16 protein-coding genes are annotated in these 15,635 nt (G+C 69.9%); 8 read left to right on the forward strand and 8 right to left on the reverse strand.

Going from position 1 to position 15,635, the window contains the following annotated elements:
• Positions 1-15: 15 nt before the first annotated feature.
• Positions 16-960, reverse strand: coding sequence for a carbohydrate ABC transporter permease (locus tag OHA73_RS38695; protein WP_266723270.1), 945 nt, complete (start codon positions 958-960; stop codon positions 16-18).
• Positions 957-2,384: an extracellular solute-binding protein gene (locus tag OHA73_RS38700; RefSeq protein WP_327657472.1), complete on the reverse strand. Its 1,428-nt coding sequence runs from the start codon at positions 2,382-2,384 to the stop codon at positions 957-959. Before OHA73_RS38700 ends, OHA73_RS38695 begins: the two co-directional genes overlap by 4 nt.
• Before the next feature lie 250 nt (positions 2,385-2,634).
• On the opposite strand from OHA73_RS38700, the gene OHA73_RS38705 reads away from it, so the two are divergent.
• Positions 2,635-4,188: a glycoside hydrolase family 32 protein gene (locus OHA73_RS38705; protein ID WP_327657473.1), complete on the forward strand. Its 1,554-nt coding sequence runs from the start codon at positions 2,635-2,637 to the stop codon at positions 4,186-4,188.
• A gap of 171 nt (positions 4,189-4,359) precedes the next feature.
• Here OHA73_RS38705 and OHA73_RS38710 read toward each other — a convergent pair whose 3' ends face one another.
• The gene (locus OHA73_RS38710; protein WP_327657474.1) at positions 4,360-5,829 is read right to left on the reverse strand and encodes a diacylglycerol/lipid kinase family protein; all 1,470 of its coding nucleotides are present in this window, start codon (positions 5,827-5,829) and stop codon (positions 4,360-4,362) included.
• Between OHA73_RS38710 and OHA73_RS38715 the strand changes: the two genes are divergently transcribed.
• The gene (locus OHA73_RS38715) at positions 5,828-5,974 is read left to right on the forward strand and encodes a hypothetical protein (RefSeq protein WP_327657475.1); all 147 of its coding nucleotides are present in this window, start codon (positions 5,828-5,830) and stop codon (positions 5,972-5,974) included. The genes OHA73_RS38710 and OHA73_RS38715 overlap by 2 nt on opposite strands.
• Positions 5,975-6,038: 64 nt before the next feature.
• Here OHA73_RS38715 and OHA73_RS38720 read toward each other — a convergent pair whose 3' ends face one another.
• A complete protein-coding gene (locus tag OHA73_RS38720; RefSeq protein ID WP_266723274.1) occupies positions 6,039-6,476 on the reverse strand; it encodes an STAS domain-containing protein in 438 nt (145 codons plus the stop codon).
• A 318-nt stretch (positions 6,477-6,794) separates the two neighbouring features.
• Here OHA73_RS38720 and OHA73_RS38725 point away from each other — a divergent pair, with 318 nt between their 5' ends.
• The gene (locus OHA73_RS38725) at positions 6,795-7,700 is read left to right on the forward strand and encodes a SigB/SigF/SigG family RNA polymerase sigma factor (protein ID WP_327657476.1); all 906 of its coding nucleotides are present in this window, start codon (positions 6,795-6,797) and stop codon (positions 7,698-7,700) included.
• Positions 7,701-7,793: 93 nt separating this feature from the next.
• Here OHA73_RS38725 and OHA73_RS38730 read toward each other — a convergent pair whose 3' ends face one another.
• From OHA73_RS38730 to OHA73_RS38740, 3 genes are all read right to left on the reverse strand, one after another.
• Positions 7,794-8,231 (reverse strand): ATP-binding protein, encoded by a 438-nt coding sequence (locus OHA73_RS38730; protein WP_327657477.1) that lies wholly within the window; start codon positions 8,229-8,231, stop codon positions 7,794-7,796.
• Positions 8,232-8,267: 36 nt separating this feature from the next.
• On the reverse strand, positions 8,268-9,002 hold the full coding sequence (locus OHA73_RS38735; protein ID WP_266723278.1) for a GAF domain-containing protein: 735 nt from the start codon (positions 9,000-9,002) through the stop codon (positions 8,268-8,270).
• Positions 9,003-9,247: 245 nt separating this feature from the next.
• Positions 9,248-9,670 carry a winged helix-turn-helix transcriptional regulator gene (locus tag OHA73_RS38740; RefSeq protein WP_266723280.1) on the reverse strand — a complete coding sequence of 141 codons (423 nt, stop codon included), beginning with the start codon at positions 9,668-9,670 and terminating at the stop codon, positions 9,248-9,250.
• A 198-nt stretch (positions 9,671-9,868) separates the two neighbouring features.
• Here OHA73_RS38740 and OHA73_RS38745 point away from each other — a divergent pair, with 198 nt between their 5' ends.
• The 5 genes from OHA73_RS38745 (at position 9,869) to OHA73_RS38765 (ending at position 14,423) form a co-directional block, all read left to right on the forward strand.
• Positions 9,869-10,519, forward strand: coding sequence for an FMN-dependent NADH-azoreductase (locus OHA73_RS38745; protein ID WP_327658611.1), 651 nt, complete (start codon positions 9,869-9,871; stop codon positions 10,517-10,519).
• Between the two features lie 123 nt (positions 10,520-10,642).
• Positions 10,643-11,896, forward strand: coding sequence for a sensor histidine kinase (locus OHA73_RS38750; protein ID WP_327657478.1), 1,254 nt, complete (start codon positions 10,643-10,645; stop codon positions 11,894-11,896).
• Positions 11,893-12,561: a response regulator transcription factor gene (locus tag OHA73_RS38755; RefSeq protein ID WP_327657479.1), complete on the forward strand. Its 669-nt coding sequence runs from the start codon at positions 11,893-11,895 to the stop codon at positions 12,559-12,561. The genes OHA73_RS38750 and OHA73_RS38755 overlap by 4 nt, the downstream gene beginning before the upstream one ends.
• A gap of 126 nt (positions 12,562-12,687) precedes the next feature.
• Entirely contained in the window at positions 12,688-13,623 is a 936-nt protein-coding gene (locus OHA73_RS38760; protein ID WP_267068083.1) for an ATP-binding cassette domain-containing protein, read from the forward strand.
• Complete coding sequence (locus OHA73_RS38765; RefSeq protein WP_327657480.1) at positions 13,620-14,423, forward strand: ABC transporter permease subunit; 804 nt, start codon at positions 13,620-13,622, stop codon at positions 14,421-14,423. The genes OHA73_RS38760 and OHA73_RS38765 overlap by 4 nt, the downstream gene beginning before the upstream one ends.
• A gap of 135 nt (positions 14,424-14,558) precedes the next feature.
• On the opposite strand, the gene OHA73_RS38770 is transcribed toward OHA73_RS38765, so the two are convergent.
• Complete coding sequence (locus OHA73_RS38770; RefSeq protein ID WP_327657481.1) at positions 14,559-15,635, reverse strand: protein kinase family protein; 1,077 nt, start codon at positions 15,633-15,635, stop codon at positions 14,559-14,561.

Here is a 15,635-nt window from a genome sequence, read left to right on the forward strand (position 1 = left end):
CAGGGATCACCGGGCTCACTGGTAGTGGACGAATCGCCGGCTGAGCCGGAACTGGAGGGCCGTGACCGCGAGGATCAGGGCGAAGAGCAGCACGCCGACCGCCGAGGCCTCGCCGAACCGCAGCTGCTCGAAGGCGCTCTGGTAGATGACCATCACGACGGTGCGGGTGGAGTCGCCGGGCCCGCCGTCGGTCAGGACGTACGGCTGCTCGAAGACCTGAAGGGCGTTGATGATGCCCACCACGGAGGCGACGAGGAGGGTGGGCGAGAGCAGTGGCAGGGTGACGGCGAGGTGCTTGCGGATGCCGGTGGCCCCGTCCAGCGACGCGGCCTCGTGGATCTCCTTGGGGATGTTGTTGAGTCCCCCGATGAAGAGGAGGAAGGAGAAGCCGAACTGCTGCCAGACGTAGACCAGGACGACCGCCGCCATCGCGGAGTTCTCGGAGGTGAGCCAGGGGATCGGGTCGATGCCGACATGGCCGAGCAGCCAGTTGATCACCCCGAATTCCTGGTTGAAGAGGTACTTCATGACCACCGAGATGGATGCCGCGGACAGCACGAGCGGGAAGAAGAACGCCGAGCGGAACGCCGAACGAAGCCAGCCTGGCAGCCGGTTGTTGAGTGTCAGCGCGAGGGCGAGCGCGAGCAGCATCTGCAGGGCGACCGCGAAGAACATGAAGATGAGGGTGTTGGCGAAGGAGACGCGGACCGTGTCGTCGGTGAAGGCCTCGCGGTAGTTGTCGGTCCCTGCGAACGTCGGTGGGTCGATGACGTTCCAGTGGAAGAAGCTCAGGACGACGGACCCGACGATCGGTACGACGGTGAAGACGAGGACGCCGATGACGGTCGGCGCGAGGAAGAGCGTGGCAAGGAGGCGTGATCCACGGTCCCGGGCGGTGGGCCGGGGCTCCGGCTTCCCGACGGCGGCCTTCGCCTCTGCCCTGTGCTGGGTGGTCGTCATACGTCACGCTCCATGGCCTTCTCCAGATCGCCCTGCAGCCGCCGCAGTGCGGGACGCACCCCGCGTGGATCGGCGAGCGCGGTGCCGGTGTGCTTGAGGAGGAGCTGCTCGACCTCGGCGACCTGGGGCGGTGCCGGGATCGGTCCTGTGGTGGGGAACTTGTCGAGGGTGTCGTAGAAGACCTGCCAGTTCGTCGGCCCCGTCTTCGCGTAGCGGGCCGCCTGAACCATCGAACGACGGGCCGGAGTCGTCTGGTTGGCCACGAAGAGCTCGGCGAGGACGTCCTTGCGCACGGAGTACTTGATGAACTCCCAGGCCGCGTCCTGTTTCTTCGACGTACGCAGGAGCGCGAAGCCGGCGGCGCCGAACTGGTGGCGCTGGGTGCGCCAGCGGGGGAAGTACTGCACGTCGTACTCCGTGCGCCGCATGCCCGCGTCGTGCAGTCCGCCTGCCCAGAAGCCGCCCGCAGGGGTGACACCGACGCGGCCGGTGGAGAAGACACCGACCAGGTTGTCGCCGTTTCCGCCCTCGGGGCGTGAGCAGAGCCGGTCCTGGATGAGCGAGGCCAGATGGTCGTAGACCTCCTCCACGCGTTCATGGGTGGCCTGCGGGGTGCGCCAGCGGAAACCGCCGCCGCGGCCACGGCGTTGGGCCGCCGGATAGAAGCCGTCCCAGAGCCAGTCGCCGCCGGGCGCCTTGGACTCGGCGAGGATGTTCGTGTCGTTGGCGAACAGCCAGGGGACGACTCCGCCCCACAGCCGGTTCGTCCAGAAGTACGGCGTGAAGTGCGAGCCGCCGGTGCGCTTCATGTCCCGCAGCAGCGCCGTGAAGTCGTCCCGGGTCCAGTCGGGCGGCGGCAGTTCGGCCCCCGCCTTCTTCAGGACCTCGCTGTTGAGATACATGTCGGCCGCGTTGAACTCGACGGGGAGCTGATAGAGGCTCCCCTCGTACATCATCGACTCGACGAGGGACGGGTGGACGTCCGCGAAGTACTCGCGCAGCTCGTCCGCGTCGCGCCGCACCAGGCCGTCGAGCGGGACGCCGAGGCGCTGGGCGAAGAGCTGCACGCCCTCGGTGGCGACATAGACGAGGTCGGGTTCGGTGCCCGCGGCGATCTGGGTGAGGATCTTGGCGAAGAAGTCCGACCAGTCGGTGGCCTGGATCGGCAGCAGGCGCAGCTTGATGTCGGGGTGCAGCTTCCGGAAGCCCTCGCGCAGAGCGCGCTGTGCCGCCGGGTCGAAGGTGGAGCCGAGCGTGGCGACGACGAGCGAGTCGCCGTCCCGGCCGGGGATGTCGGCGCCGGTGAGCCGGTCCCAGCTCGCTGCGGTGCCGGCGAGTGCGGCGGCGCCGGCGCCGTAGCCGCCGTAGCGCAGCAGGGTGCGGCGGGGGAAGGTGCGGTCGGGAAGGTGGGGCGAGTCGGTCATCGGATGGCCTCACTCATGAAGGGCCTAACTCGTGTTAGTAAACTTCCGTGACCCAGATGATGAGAACCCTGTTACGCCGGTGTCAAGGCCCTTGCCGCGCTTGACCTTTAACGAGTTAGGTCTACAGTCCTGTCCCAGCGTGGACCGGCGCCGTCGAGCGAGGTCCCGCCTTGGGCCGCCAGTGTCACGAGCCAGAGCCGCCGTGTCAGAAAACGTGTCAGGAAACGTGTCAGGAAAGGGACGAGTGACGATGCGAGACATGACCAGAAGGACGCTGATCCGGGCCGGAGCCGTGGGCGCGGCGCTGGCCGCGATACCCGCGGGATCGGCGGCCGCCCTGAGCGGCAAGTCCCGTAAGCAGAGCGCGAGTTACCGCGCCGAGTACCATTTCACGGTCCCCGACCAGTGGAAGAACGACCCGCAGAAGCCGATCTGGATCGACGGCGAGTACCACTACTACTACCTCTACAACGCGGACTATCTGGCCGGCGGCACGTCCACCGGCACGGCCTGGCGCCTGGCCACCAGTACCGACCTGGTCTCGTTCAAGGACCGGGGCATCGCGATCCCCAAGGACACCACCTCCAACGGCGACGTCTGGTCCGGCTCCGCGGTGGTGGACACGGACAACACCGCGGGCTTCGGCGCGGGCGCGGTCGTCGTCCTTGCCACCATGCAGCCGGACGGGACCACCAACGGCCAGGCCCAGTACCTGTGGTACTCCACCGACAAGGGGCGCACCTTCAAGAACCACGGCACCGATCCGGCCGTCCCCAACCCGGGCGTGCAGGACTTCCGCGACCCCAAGGTGGTCCGGGACGAGGAGCGCGGCCGCTGGGTGATGGTGCTCGCCGAGGGCACCAAGGTCGGCTTCTACCACTCCGCGAACCTCAAGGACTGGACACACGTCGGCGACTTCGTGAAGGAGGGCATCGGCGTCCTGGAGTGCCCCGACCTGTTCCGCGTCACCACGGCCGCCGGCACCGCGAAGTGGGTGCTCGGGGTCAGCGCCAACGGCAAGGCGTCCGGTCTGCCCAACACCTACGCGTACTGGACGGGCGAGTTCGACGGCACCACGTTCACGCCCGACGCGCCGGAGCCGCAGTGGCTGGACCACGGCTTCGACTGGTACGGCGCCGTCACCTTCGAGAAGCACGCCCCGAGCGGCGCCGTCGACCCGGCAGTCCGCTACGCGATCGGCTGGCTCAACAACTGGGACTACCCCAACACCACTCCGACCATCGACGCCGACGGCTTCAACGGCACGGACTCGATCGTCCGCGAGATCACCCTGCACCGCGCCGCGTCGGGCACCCACTACCTGGCGTCCCGCCCGGTGCAGGCCCTGGACCAGCATGTCTCACGGACCGTCGACCTCGGCGACGTGACCGTCGACGGCCAACTGGTCCTCGACTACACGGGTACGGCGTACGAACTGTCCACCGAGATCACCTGGGACCAGCTGACCGGCGCGGGCGTCCAGCTGCGCAGGTCCGCCGACGGCAGCCGGCACATCGACGCGGGCGTGTACGGGGACTACGCCTTCGTGAACCGCCGGGGCGCCGCCAACCCCGACACCTCCGGCAAGTGGCAGGAGAGCAAGAGCCCCTTCGACGCATCGGCCCACAAGGTCACGCTGCGCGTCCTGGTCGACCGCACCTCGGTCGAGGTGTTCTTCGACGACGGCCGGCACACCCACTCGTTGGAGGCGTTCCCCTACCTCACGGACACCCGGCTCGCGCTGTTCACGGTCGACGGCAAGGCGGTCTTCAGGAACACCGTGATCCGGGAGTTCACCGTCTGAGCGGTCACGAGGACGGGGCGTCCCGCTGCTGCGGGAACGGGCTGGGCGGCCCTGGCGGAACGGCTCGGGGACGCCCCGACCCCGGCCGGCCACCCAGCCCTGTCCACGCACCGGCCATCAGCTGCGCACGCTCATGCGTATGGCCAGATCGGCCTTCGCCGACGCCTGGTGTCAGCGGAGCCACTGGCTCTGGTCGGCAGGGCGGTACAGGGTGATCGCGTTGGTGATCTTGTCGAGGACGAGGTGCCGGTAGGTCGCGTCCGTGACCTCGCCGTCGTATGCGAAGTGGGGGTCGCCCTGCAGTACTTGCAGGTCCAGGCGGCGTACCTGGGCGGTCGTCAGGACCCGGGAGTTGTGCAGGGTTCCGGTCAGGACGGCGAGGAGGAGGCGTGTGCGGGCCAGCGGGGTGCCGGCCTCGACGGCGCGGATGTCGAGCAGTCCGTCGTCGAGCTGGGTGCGGTAGGTCGGGGCGAAGCCGGCCGGGTGGTAGATGCCGTTGCCCGCGAAGAGCAGCCAGATGCTGCGGGGGCGGCCGTTGATGGCCACCGAGAGCGGGCTGCCGGTGGCCAGGACCTTGGCCAGGCCCACGGCCAGCGCGGGCCACTTGCCGATGCGCTTCTCCAGGAGTTCCCGGGCGTGGACGAGTTCGGAGTACACGCCGATGCTGAATGTGTTGAGGAACAGCTGCTGTTCGCCGCTGCTGTGAGGGGCGGAGGGTGCCCCTTCGGACGGGCCCTGTGTCGCACCGTCTTCCGGGTCTGCGTGGGGGTCCTCGGGCCGTGTTGCCCGGCCTGCGTCGGCGGTGACTGCCTCGCCTGCCTGGATCGCGCGGGCGACATCCTCCAGGGTCTGGTTGCCGAGGTCGCCTGCGAAGTGGTTGAAGGTGCCGCCGGGGAAGACTGCGAGCGGTACGTGATGGCGGGCGGCCGTCGCGCTGGCCGCGTTGACGGTGCCGTCGCCGCCGCAGACGCCCAGCGCGCCGCCGTCCGCGACGGCGCGCAGCGCTGCCGCGTGGAGTACGTCCACGAGGTCGTCACCCGGTTCGAACACGGTGATCGCGGCTTCGGGAAGGAGCGTGCGCAGCAGTGTCGCGGTGTCCTGGGACCAGGAGATGCCGGAGGACGGGTTGACCACCAGGTGCAGGCCCTTGCCGTCCTTGAGGGCGGGTGCCGGTTTGCGTGGGGGAGCGGCGGCCGCCGCGGTGTCCGGCTTCACCGGCCACCAGCGGCAGGTCAGCAGTGCGGCGCTCGCACCTGCGATGACGCCGGCCGCCAGACGGCCGCGGTGCTGAAGGCTCTCGCGGTCGCGTATGTAGGCGAGCCCCGCGGCGAAGGGCAGCACGGCGAGGCCGTGGCGGGGCGACTCCACGGCGACCGCGGAGGCGAACGCCGCGGCCGGCGCCAACGGGCTGGAGCGCAGAGGCGTGGCGCCCGGGCGGGGGACGTTCCTGGTGAGGGTATTCGTGCGGGGGCGGGTGGCGCGGGCGGCGGGTTTGGTCAGAGCCCGGTCCAGTACCGCGACGATGGCCACGGACCCGATGCCGCGCAGCGCGGCCCTGCGTCCGCTCCTGCCGCCCGAAAGCCCGAGCGCGGCAACCGCGCCCAGCCATACGGCGTCGTGTCCCGCGACTGTGCGGAGCATGCGGACCGCTGAGCTTCCGCGCAGGGGCCGCCCCTTCGTGGAGAAGGTGGAGAAGGCGGAGGAGGGGGAGGAAGCGGAGAAGGCGGAGAAGTACGCCTTCGGCCGCTTTCCCAGTCCTTGGATCTTTCCCAGACGTCCAGATTGATTCATGCGCTCGCTACACCTCTGCACATCCAGTCCACTGCGCGACGACCGGGCCGACCGTAGCGTCACGTCACCCTATCGGCGCCCGGCTTCCGTACGGTCGGCGGTTTACTGGAAGGCGGTGGCCAGGCGGGGCGATGTTCCGGGGGCAGGGCTGTGAGGGCCTGGCTCACGGTGGAGTAGGAGGGCAGCAGTTCGCTGCTGCCGGTTTGGGCGAGCAGATCGACCAGGCGGCGCCCGGAGCCGGCCAGCAGGAGCATCCCCTCGCGGCGCTCCAGCAGCCAGCGGGCGGCGAGCAGGCAGTTGAGGCCGCGTGAGTCACAGAACGTGAGCGCCGTGACGTCCAGCACCAGGTGCCGGTGCCCGGCCAGAACCCGGGACCCGATGGTGCGGAGGAAGAACTGCTCGCAGTCCTGGTCGAGTTCACCGCGCACCCGCAACACCGCGCAGTGCTCACAGTGCGTCAGGTCGGTGACGGACAGGCGGTTGGTCTGCGTGGACATCGCGGTTCCCTTTGGCCGTGTGGTCACGATGCGTGAGATGCGGCCGGCGCGGCCTCATCGTACGGAGTCTTCTTCCGGTTGCCCCGGTGGCTTCTTCCTACGCGCCGGAGTTCGCCAACAGGCGGTATTTTCCGTCTAGTTGGGTGCTGCAGGCTGTTGCGGTCGGTCGCTGTCCGCGGAAATGGGGGATACCGCCGCGGGCTTCGCGCATGTTACGGAGCGTCAAATTGCTGGTGTGCTCCGGAAGATTGCGGGTATGAGGCGTGCACGCCGCACTCCCGACCGGGGGAGTGCCTTCGGATTGAGGGAGCGACGACGATGCCCCAGGCCTCCAGCCATCCGGCACAGCGGACCGATGCACCCGAGCGACATATGGCCGGCCTCGGGAGCGCCGCCCCGTCGGCCGACGCCCCGGGCCTTCCGTCACTCTCCGACACCGACACCGACACCGATATGGACACGCTCGCGCCGGCGGACATCCGTGGCCTGTCGAAGTCGCTGTTCGCCCGGCTCGGCGAGGTGGAGGAGGGCACCCATGAGTACGCCTACGCGCGCAACACCCTCATCGAGCTCAACCTCAACCTCGTGCACTACGCCGCACGGCGCCTGCGTGCTCACGGCGATTCCTACGAGGATGTCGTGCAGGTCGGCACGATCGGTCTGATCAAGGCCATCGACCGGTTCGATCTGCAGCGCGGCGTGGAATTCACGAGCTTCGCCCTGCCCACCGTCATGGGTGAGATCAAGCGCTTCTTCCGCGACACCACCTGGGCCGTCCATGTCCCCCGGCGCCTGAAGGAACTCAGCCTGCACCTCGACCGGGCGAAGACCCTCCTCGAGCAGGTCGACGGGCGCGCCCCCACCGTCGCCGAACTCGCCGCCCACCTCGGACTGGACGAGCACGAGGTCGCCGAAGGGCTGAAGGCGACCAATGGCTGCACCGCTGCCTCGCTGGACCGATCGGTGGACGCCGGCGAGCCCGACGACACTCTGGCCGCCCACATCGGGTGCCACGACCCGGAGTTGGCCAAGGCCGAGAACCTTCAGGCTCTCAAGCCCCTGATCGCCGCCCTCGAGTCCCGGGACCGAGAGCTCCTCGCGCTGCGGTTCGTCGACGAGCTGACGCAGGCGGAGATCGGACGCGAACTGGGCGTCTCGCAGATGCAGGTCTCCCGCCGCCTCACCCGTGTCCTGGACCGGCTCCGGGTAAAGCTCAGCGTGTAGGAAGCGGCCGGCGGGCCCTCGGGAGGATCGGGATCCGTGGAGGCCCTGGGGAGCGGAGTCACTCCGCTCCCCAGGGCCTCCACGGCTGTGCGGCTACTCGCTGCTGCGGGCGCTGCTTCGGGGCAAGGTCGCTTGGATCGTCTTGCCGCTGGGGCCGGCGGTCACCGTGACCGACCGGGCCAGGTGGCGGACCATCGGCCAGCCGAAGCCACCGGTGCCGTCCGACATGTCGGGGGATCGTTCGTGGGGCGGTCGCCGATCGGCGTCGCTCACCGCGATCACGATGCTGTCCGCTCGGGCCTGCAGTTGCAGGGAGCAGCGGCTGCCGCGCGCGTGGCGGACGGTGTTGGTGACGAGCTCGGAGACGACGAGCTCGACACTGGCGGCGTCCTGCTCGTCGACTGACGGGTGCAGTCGGTCCAGAAAGTCGCGTGCCGTCAGCCGAGCCTGGGCTGCTGCTTCCGGTCGCTTGCGCAGTGCCACTCGTTCGTTGGCGCTGCTGTCTACTGTGTGTACCTGCTGCGTGGGCACTCTTGGACCCTCCTTGTGCGTGTGGGGGTTGAGGGCTCAGGACACGAGGGCGGCCGGTCGGCGGACGTCCGCCCGCGCCCCGGCGGGTTGCAGGACGCCGTCGCAGGTGTCGAGCAGCGACTCGTGCCGGCGCATGCTGGTGACCCGCAGCCAGGTCAGCGCCTCGCCGACCGGGCAGTCCTCGCGCGCGGCGACGTAACCGGCGGCCTGGTGGACGCGTTCCCAGCGCGCCGCACGGGTGTCGGTGGCCCACACCGGCTCGGGACCGGCGGCGTCGGCGTGCATGGGCCTCCAGCGCAGGAGTTCCTCACGGGCGACCGCGGTGGCCCGTTCGGCCTCGGCGATCTGCGCCGGGCTCGGCGGGGCGGAGCGGGTGTAGTACAGGCAGATCACACCGAGCGGCCCGTGCCTTCGGTGCAGCGGCAGCGCCAGAACGTGCCGGAGCGTGGGGAGTTCGTCGGACCAGCTCCGCAGACGCGTACTGCGGCCGTTGTCATGGACGTCGGGGACGAAGGTGGTCCGCGCCCCCAGCGCGGCGTCGACCGAGGGCCCCTCCGCGTGGGCGAACTGGGCGGCCTCGGCCTGCAGGGCGCCTTCGTCGCTGGCGTACAGCAATTGCCACTGCTCAAGCCGGGGGAGCAGGGACATCGTGGCGTGCTGCGCGCCCAGCGATTCGGCGAAGGCCGTGCACAACCTCCTCGGCAGGGCCCGGCGCCCCACGGCCGCCGCGAGCGACACGTCGTGAACGATCGACCGGTCTTCCTCCAGCATGCGCCTCACTTCCTTTCTGGACGGGCCTTTGCCCTCCAGCGTTTGCGTCGGCGCCGCTGCGGAACGTGCCTGCCGCGACGCGGGGATGGAGATCCGCCTACCACCCGCGCACCGGTTTCACTCGTCCAATTATTTGGATTGCACTCGCGTACGGGAACACGGCGATGCGCCACTCCGTCGGGCGAGTGTTCTTTGTGCGCAGGCGGGCAACCGAGAGTGCCGCGTGTGTCGGTGGGCGCCGCGGCTCAGGACCGGGAGGAGGTGGCGCTGCCGGCCTGGGCGCGGTTGGCGTGGATCTCGTCGTGGTGGCCGGCGACCCAGCCGATCAGCTGCGTGACGATCTCGTGCAGGCCGCGGCCGAGCGGGGCGAGGGCGTACTCCACGCGCGGCGGCACCTCGGCGTAGGCGGTGCGCGTGATCAGGCCGTCGTCCTGGAGCTGGCGCAGCGTGTGGGTGAGCATGCGCTGGGAGATGCCGGGGATCTGGCGCTGCAGGTCGGTGTAGCGCAACGGGCCGTGCTCCAGGACGGCGACGATCAACATGCTCCACTTGTCGCCGACCCGGTCAAGGACCTGCCGGACGAACGCCATGTGGTCGGCGGGGATGCTCGCGCACGGCCCGATCGCAGCCGCCATCTCCATATCGGTGCTGTCCTGCATGGCGCCCATTCCTCTCCGTCACGCACACCGGTGTGCCTTTTGTACCGGCTTCCATACTGGCGCATCATGGCGTTACGAACAAAAGAGAGGAATTGGAGGTCAGGGCATGAAAGTAGAGATCTGGGCCGAGGTCACCTGCCCCTGCCCCGTCCTTGACCCGCCACCCCACCCCGCCCCCACCCCATCTCCGTGAAAGGCACAACTGCCATGTCGTACCTGCTGCACATCGACTCTTCCTCGCTCGGCGAGGCGTCCGTCTCCCATCAGGTCGCTCAGTCCTTCCGTGACCAGTGGCAGGGTCCGGTCGTCCACCGCGACCTCGCCGCCTCGCCGGTGCCGCACCTGAGCGCCGCGGGCATCACAGCCCGCATCACCGACCGGGACCAGCACACTCCCGAGCAGGCGAAGGCGGCCGCGCTCCAGGACGAGCTGATCGAGGAGTTCCTGGGCGCCGACGCGTACCTGTTCACGGTGCCGATGTACAACCTCTCGATGCCGTCGGTGTTCAAGGCGTGGCTCGACCAGATCGTCGTCACGGACCGCACCCTGATCTTCAACGGCCCCTCCCCGGTCGCGGGCCGTCCGGCCCTGCTGATCTCCGCCCGGGGCGGCGGCTACGGCCCCGGCACCCCCAACGAGGGCCTCGACTACGTGGTGCCCACCCTGGAGGCCGTCCTGGGCCACGACCACCTCCTCGGCCTGGACGTCACCACCGTGATACCCGAGCTGACCATGGCCCCCGTGACTCCGGCCATGGCCCCGCTCCTTCCCCTGCACGAGGCGTCCATGACGACCGCCCACGACAAGGCCCGCACGCTCGCGACGACCTTTGACACGTCGCTCCAACAGGCCGTATGAGACACGGGAGTTGTACGTAAGCGGCCCTGCGCGATCAGCGTCTCGTACCAGGCGCGTACCAGGGCCGACCGCTACTCCCAGAGGCGTATGCGGCCCGGCCCGACAGCCCATACCGTGAAGGGCGTGACGACCCCCGACCGCCTGCCTCTTCGGGCGCTGCCGCCACGCGCGACCGACCTTCTCGTGGTGGCGGCGGTCGGCCTGCTCACCGGGTCGGATCTCGCGGTCAATGATCCCGGGTACACGCAGGCCGACTGGTTCAGCCGGCTGCTTCTCGGGGTCTCGCTCGGCGCGCTGGTGTGGCGCAGGAGCCTGCCCCTGCCGGTCGCGGCGATCACCGGAGCTGCTTGCGCGGCCTGGGCCCTGTACGGGCACATCGGTGAACTCCTGAATCTCCCGGTCATCGTCGCGCTGTACACCGTGGCGGTCACGGGCCGTCGGCGCCGCACCTGGTGGACCGGTGTGGTCGCGGCGCTGGTCTCGGGGGCGGTGGCGCTGCGGGTCGGGTTCGACGTGGCCAATCCGCAGGGGTTGCCGCTGCTGGAGATGATCTGGCCGCTGGTGCCGCTGCTGCTCGGTGAAGTAGTCCGTACGAGAAGGCAGTTGACGCAGGAGTACGCGGCCAGGGCCGCCCGCGCGGAGGAGGACCGGGAGCGGGAGGCGGCGCGGCGGGTGCGCGAGGAGCGGGTGCGGATCGCCCGCGAGCTGCACGACATCGTCGCCCACACGGTGACCGCGATGACGGTGCAGGCCGGGGTGGCGCTCGACGCGCTCGACGCGGAGCCGGAGGTGTCGCGGCGGGCGATGCGGCAGGTACGCGAGTCCGGAAAGGGGGCGGTCCGGGAGCTGAAGGCCACGGTCACCGTGCTCCGCGCGTCGGATGGCGAGGCGGCGGAGCCGGCCCCCGGTCTCGGCCAACTCCCCTCGCTGGTCGAGCGGTTCGGCGGCAGCGGTGTCGCCGTGACGCTGGCGCAGGAGGAGGCCATCACCGGAGTGCCGCAGATGGTGGAGCTGGCGACGTACCGGATCGTGCAGGAGGCGCTGACCAATGTCGTCAAGCACGCGGGGGCCCGGCACGCGGCGGTGTCGGTGCGGGCCCGAAGTGGCGTGCTGCGTGTGGAGGTCGTGGACGATGGCACCACCGCCATCGCCACCGCGGGCGGCGCAGGTGGTTTCGGGCTGGTCGGGATGCGTGAGCGGGCTGTCGCTGTGGGCGGCACCATCGAATACGGTCTGCTCCCCGGTGGCGGTTTCCGGGTCGCCGCCTGGCTGCCGACGGCGTCCGCCGATGGGCTCCCGCCCGCGTCCGAGGACATCCCCGATCCGCTCACCACCGACATCCCGGATCCGCTCACCACCGAAGGAGAAGCGCGATGACCGTCCGCGTGGTGCTGGCCGACGACCAGACAGTCGTCCGCGCGGGCTTTCGCGCCCTGCTGGATCTCACCGACGACCTGGTGGTGGTGGCCGAGGCGGCGGACGGGCTCAGGGCGGTCGAGGCCGTGCGCACGACCCGCCCGGACGTCGTGCTGATGGACATCCGGATGCCCGGCATCGACGGCATCGAGGCCACCCGGCGCATCGCCGCCGACCGCACCCTGGACGGCGTCCGCGTGCTCATGCTGACGACATACCGCGTCGACTCGTACGTCTTCGAGGCCTTGCGCCACGGAGCCGCCGGCTTTCTGCTCAAGGACATCGAGCCGGACGACCTGCGCTCGGCCATCAGGACGGTCGCCGCGGGGCAGAGCCTCCTCGCCCCCGCGGTCACCCGCTCCGTGGTCGAGGAGTTCGCCCGCCTCAAGGCCCCGGAGGCGGCAGGGGCACAGCGCCTGGCCCCGCTCACCGACCGCGAGCGGGAGGTGATGGCGCTGGTCGCGGCGGGACTCAGTAACGAGGAGATCGGCAAGGAGCTGATCATGAGCCCGCTCACCGCGAAGACCCACGTCAGCCGGGCCATGACGAAGCTTGGCGCGCGGGACCGGTCGCAGCTGGTCGTGATCGCGTACGAGACCGGTCTGGTCCGCGCCGGGGACCGCTGACCCCGCGCTCTTGTCCACTCCTGCGGGAGTAGTGACCGACTCCCGGCGCAGGCTACTCCTGCGGGAGTAGCGGCCGACTCCCGGCGCAGGACGTCGGAACGCTCCGCCGTCCCTAGCGTCGACGACATGATCGAGGCAACGGAACTCACCAAGCGATACGGCGACAAGACCGCCGTCGACCGACTCTCCTTCACCGTCCGCCCCGGGCGGGTGACCGGCTTCCTCGGCCCCAACGGCGCCGGGAAGTCGACCACCATGCGGCTCGTCCTGGGACTCGACGCCCCGACCGCCGGACGGGTCACGGTGGGCGGCAAGAGGTACGGGGATCTCGCCGCACCGCTGCGCACCGTCGGCTCGCTCCTGGACGCCAAGGGCGTGCACGGCGGCCGCTCCGCCTACCAGCACCTCGCCGGACTCGCGGCCGGCAACAACATCCCGCGCCGCCGCGTCGACGAGGTCCTGGACCTGGTCGGCCTGCCACAGGCGACCGCCAGGCGCCGCACCAAGGGCTTCTCGCTCGGCATGGGCCAGCGCCTGGGCATCGCCGCCGCGCTGATCGGCGATCCCGAGGTGCTGATCCTGGACGAGCCGGTCAACGGCCTGGACACCGAGGGCATCCGGTGGATCCGCGACCTGATGAAGTCGCTTGCCGCACAAGGCCGTACGGTCTTCCTCTCCTCGCACCTGATGAGCGAGATGGAGCTGACCGCCGACCACCTGATCGTGATCGGCAGGGGCCGCCTCCTCGCGGACACCACCATGCGCGACTTCATCGAGACCAACTCCCGCGCCCACACGCTGGTGCGCTCCCCGGAGCCGGAGAAGCTGCGCGCCCTGCTGGAAGCCAAGGGCGCCCGCGTACGTCTGGACCCCCGGGGCGACTGGCGGGTCGAGGGCCCCGGCGCCGCCACGATCGGCGACCTCGCCCGCGACAACGGCCTCGCCGTGCACCAACTGACCCCCGCTCACTCCTCGTTGGAGGAGGTCTACACCGCCCTGTCCCAGGACGCGGCCGAGTACCGCACCGCTTCCGTACGTAAGACCGAGGAGACCTTGCGATGACGACCACTCATGCCACCAACCCGGCCCCGGCACTCACCGGACTCACCGGCGCCCGCGCCGGATACGTACAGGCCCTCGCCTACGAGTGGATCAAGTTCCGCAGCGTTCGCTCCACGGTGTGGACGACCGCCGCGACCACCCTCCTGCCGGTCGTGGGCGCGGTGTTCGTGGCGGCGACCGGCAGCCTGCAGCGCGACGACACCGTCCTCGGCGGCAGCCTCACCCTGGCGGTCGTCGGGCAGATGCTGGCCGCCGTGGTCGGTGTGCTCCTGGTCACCGGCGAGTACAGCAGCGGCACCATCCGCACCACGTTCGCCGCCAACCCACGCCGCGCGACCGTCCTCGCGGCCAAGGGCACCCTGATCGCCGGACTGCTGTACGTCCTGTCGCTGGCCTCCTGCTCCCTCGCCTACTTGGCCGGCGACGCCATGCTCGACGACGGGACATACGCGCAGGGCCGACCGCTGCCCGCTCTGTTCGGCGTCGCGGGATCCTTCGCGGTGGCCGGGCTCCTCGGCCTCGCGGTCGGCACGCTCGTACGCCACTCCGCGGGCGCTGTGACCACCGTCATCGGCCTGCTGCTCCTGCCGTCCCTGTTCGGCCCGCTGTTCGGCGACGCGCAACGCTGGGTCGCGGGCATCTCGCCGACGGCGGCCCTGGAGAAGCTCACCCAGACCTCGGACGCCACGGCCGAGACGGTCGGCAGCCTCGGCCCCTGGCCCTCACTGTTGCTGGTCGCCGGATATACGGCGGCACTGGTGCTCGCCGCGGGGGCGGTGCTGCGCCGCCGTGACGCGTGAGCCGAGAGGCTGTCGACGGCGGCACAGCACGTGCCCGGGCATCGATGGCGGTGTCAGACCGCCATGCCTCCCATCTTCCAGACCGACAAGGACGTGACGGTGCTGCCCTCGCCGAAGAGTGTGTCGGCAGCCCCGTCAGCCGAGGGATGGGCTGTACGTGCGACCGATCCGGCGGATCTCCTCCACCGGATATGGGGTCTGCCTGCTCTCGCGCTGGAACTTGAGGTTGAAGTCCGATATCACGGCGGCGATCGGCGCGTGCCGGGCGAGGATCGCCGCGGCCTCCTCCGGGATCCCGGTGGGACGCTTGCCCTCTGCGTAGGCACGCACCAGCTCGTAGCGGCCGTCCCGGTCCTCCCGCCGGTATCCGTACAGAGCGGTGACCAGCCAGTTCACCAGATACGTGGCGGTGTAACAGCGGTCGTAGGTCTGATGCCGGTCGAAGAAGTCGGCCTCGTCCTGCGACAGTTCGAACTGGGAGGAGATTGCGAGGCCGTAGTCTGCGAAGTAGAGGTGCTGCCCGTCGGTCAGGATGTTCTCGAAGTGTGCGTCGAAGTGCAGGAGCCAGCGGTTGTTCATGAACGAGACACCGGCCGCAAGTTCCCTCTCCACCATGGCGCAGGCCCGGTTGGTGGCCTCGTCGCCTGCTTCGACCTGAGTGCCCAGCCACTGGTGCAGGTTCTGCGGGATGTACTCCAGGAACAGCGCGACGCTCGCCGAGGACTGCTGGAGAGCCTCGATCCGGCGGCGTACCTGCGATCCGCCGCCCCGGTAGGCAACAGCCCGTTCGACGTCGGCCAGGTCCTCGGGCAGGGGCGTCATGTCAGGCAACACCCGCCAGTGGTACATCAGGGGGAAGCCCTCGTGTTCCGCCGAGAGCACCCAGTTCGTCGTCATGGTGTGCGCGGCGAGCTCTCTCCAGGCTCCGAAGCCCGGCCCGGCGATGGTGCCGACGCCGTAGTGGCAGCAGACGGGCAGTTCGAACAGGTTTGCCGTGGACCGGACGTGCTCAGGTTGTCTCTCCAAGTCGGTGAGGGGCACCCGCTTTACGAAAACCGGGGTTCCGGCGACCTCCAGCAGGGACGACTTCCCGCCGATGCCGGATCCGATCGGCACGGCCGTGTCCACAAGCTCGCGCAGCGCGTGATCACTGCGCAGGGCGAGGGATGTGGAGACTGCGCTGTGGGCAGTGAGACGCGCACCGCGAGACAT

The organism is Streptomyces sp. NBC_00483 (genome assembly GCF_036013745.1).
Classification (GTDB): domain Bacteria; phylum Actinomycetota; class Actinomycetes; order Streptomycetales; family Streptomycetaceae; genus Streptomyces.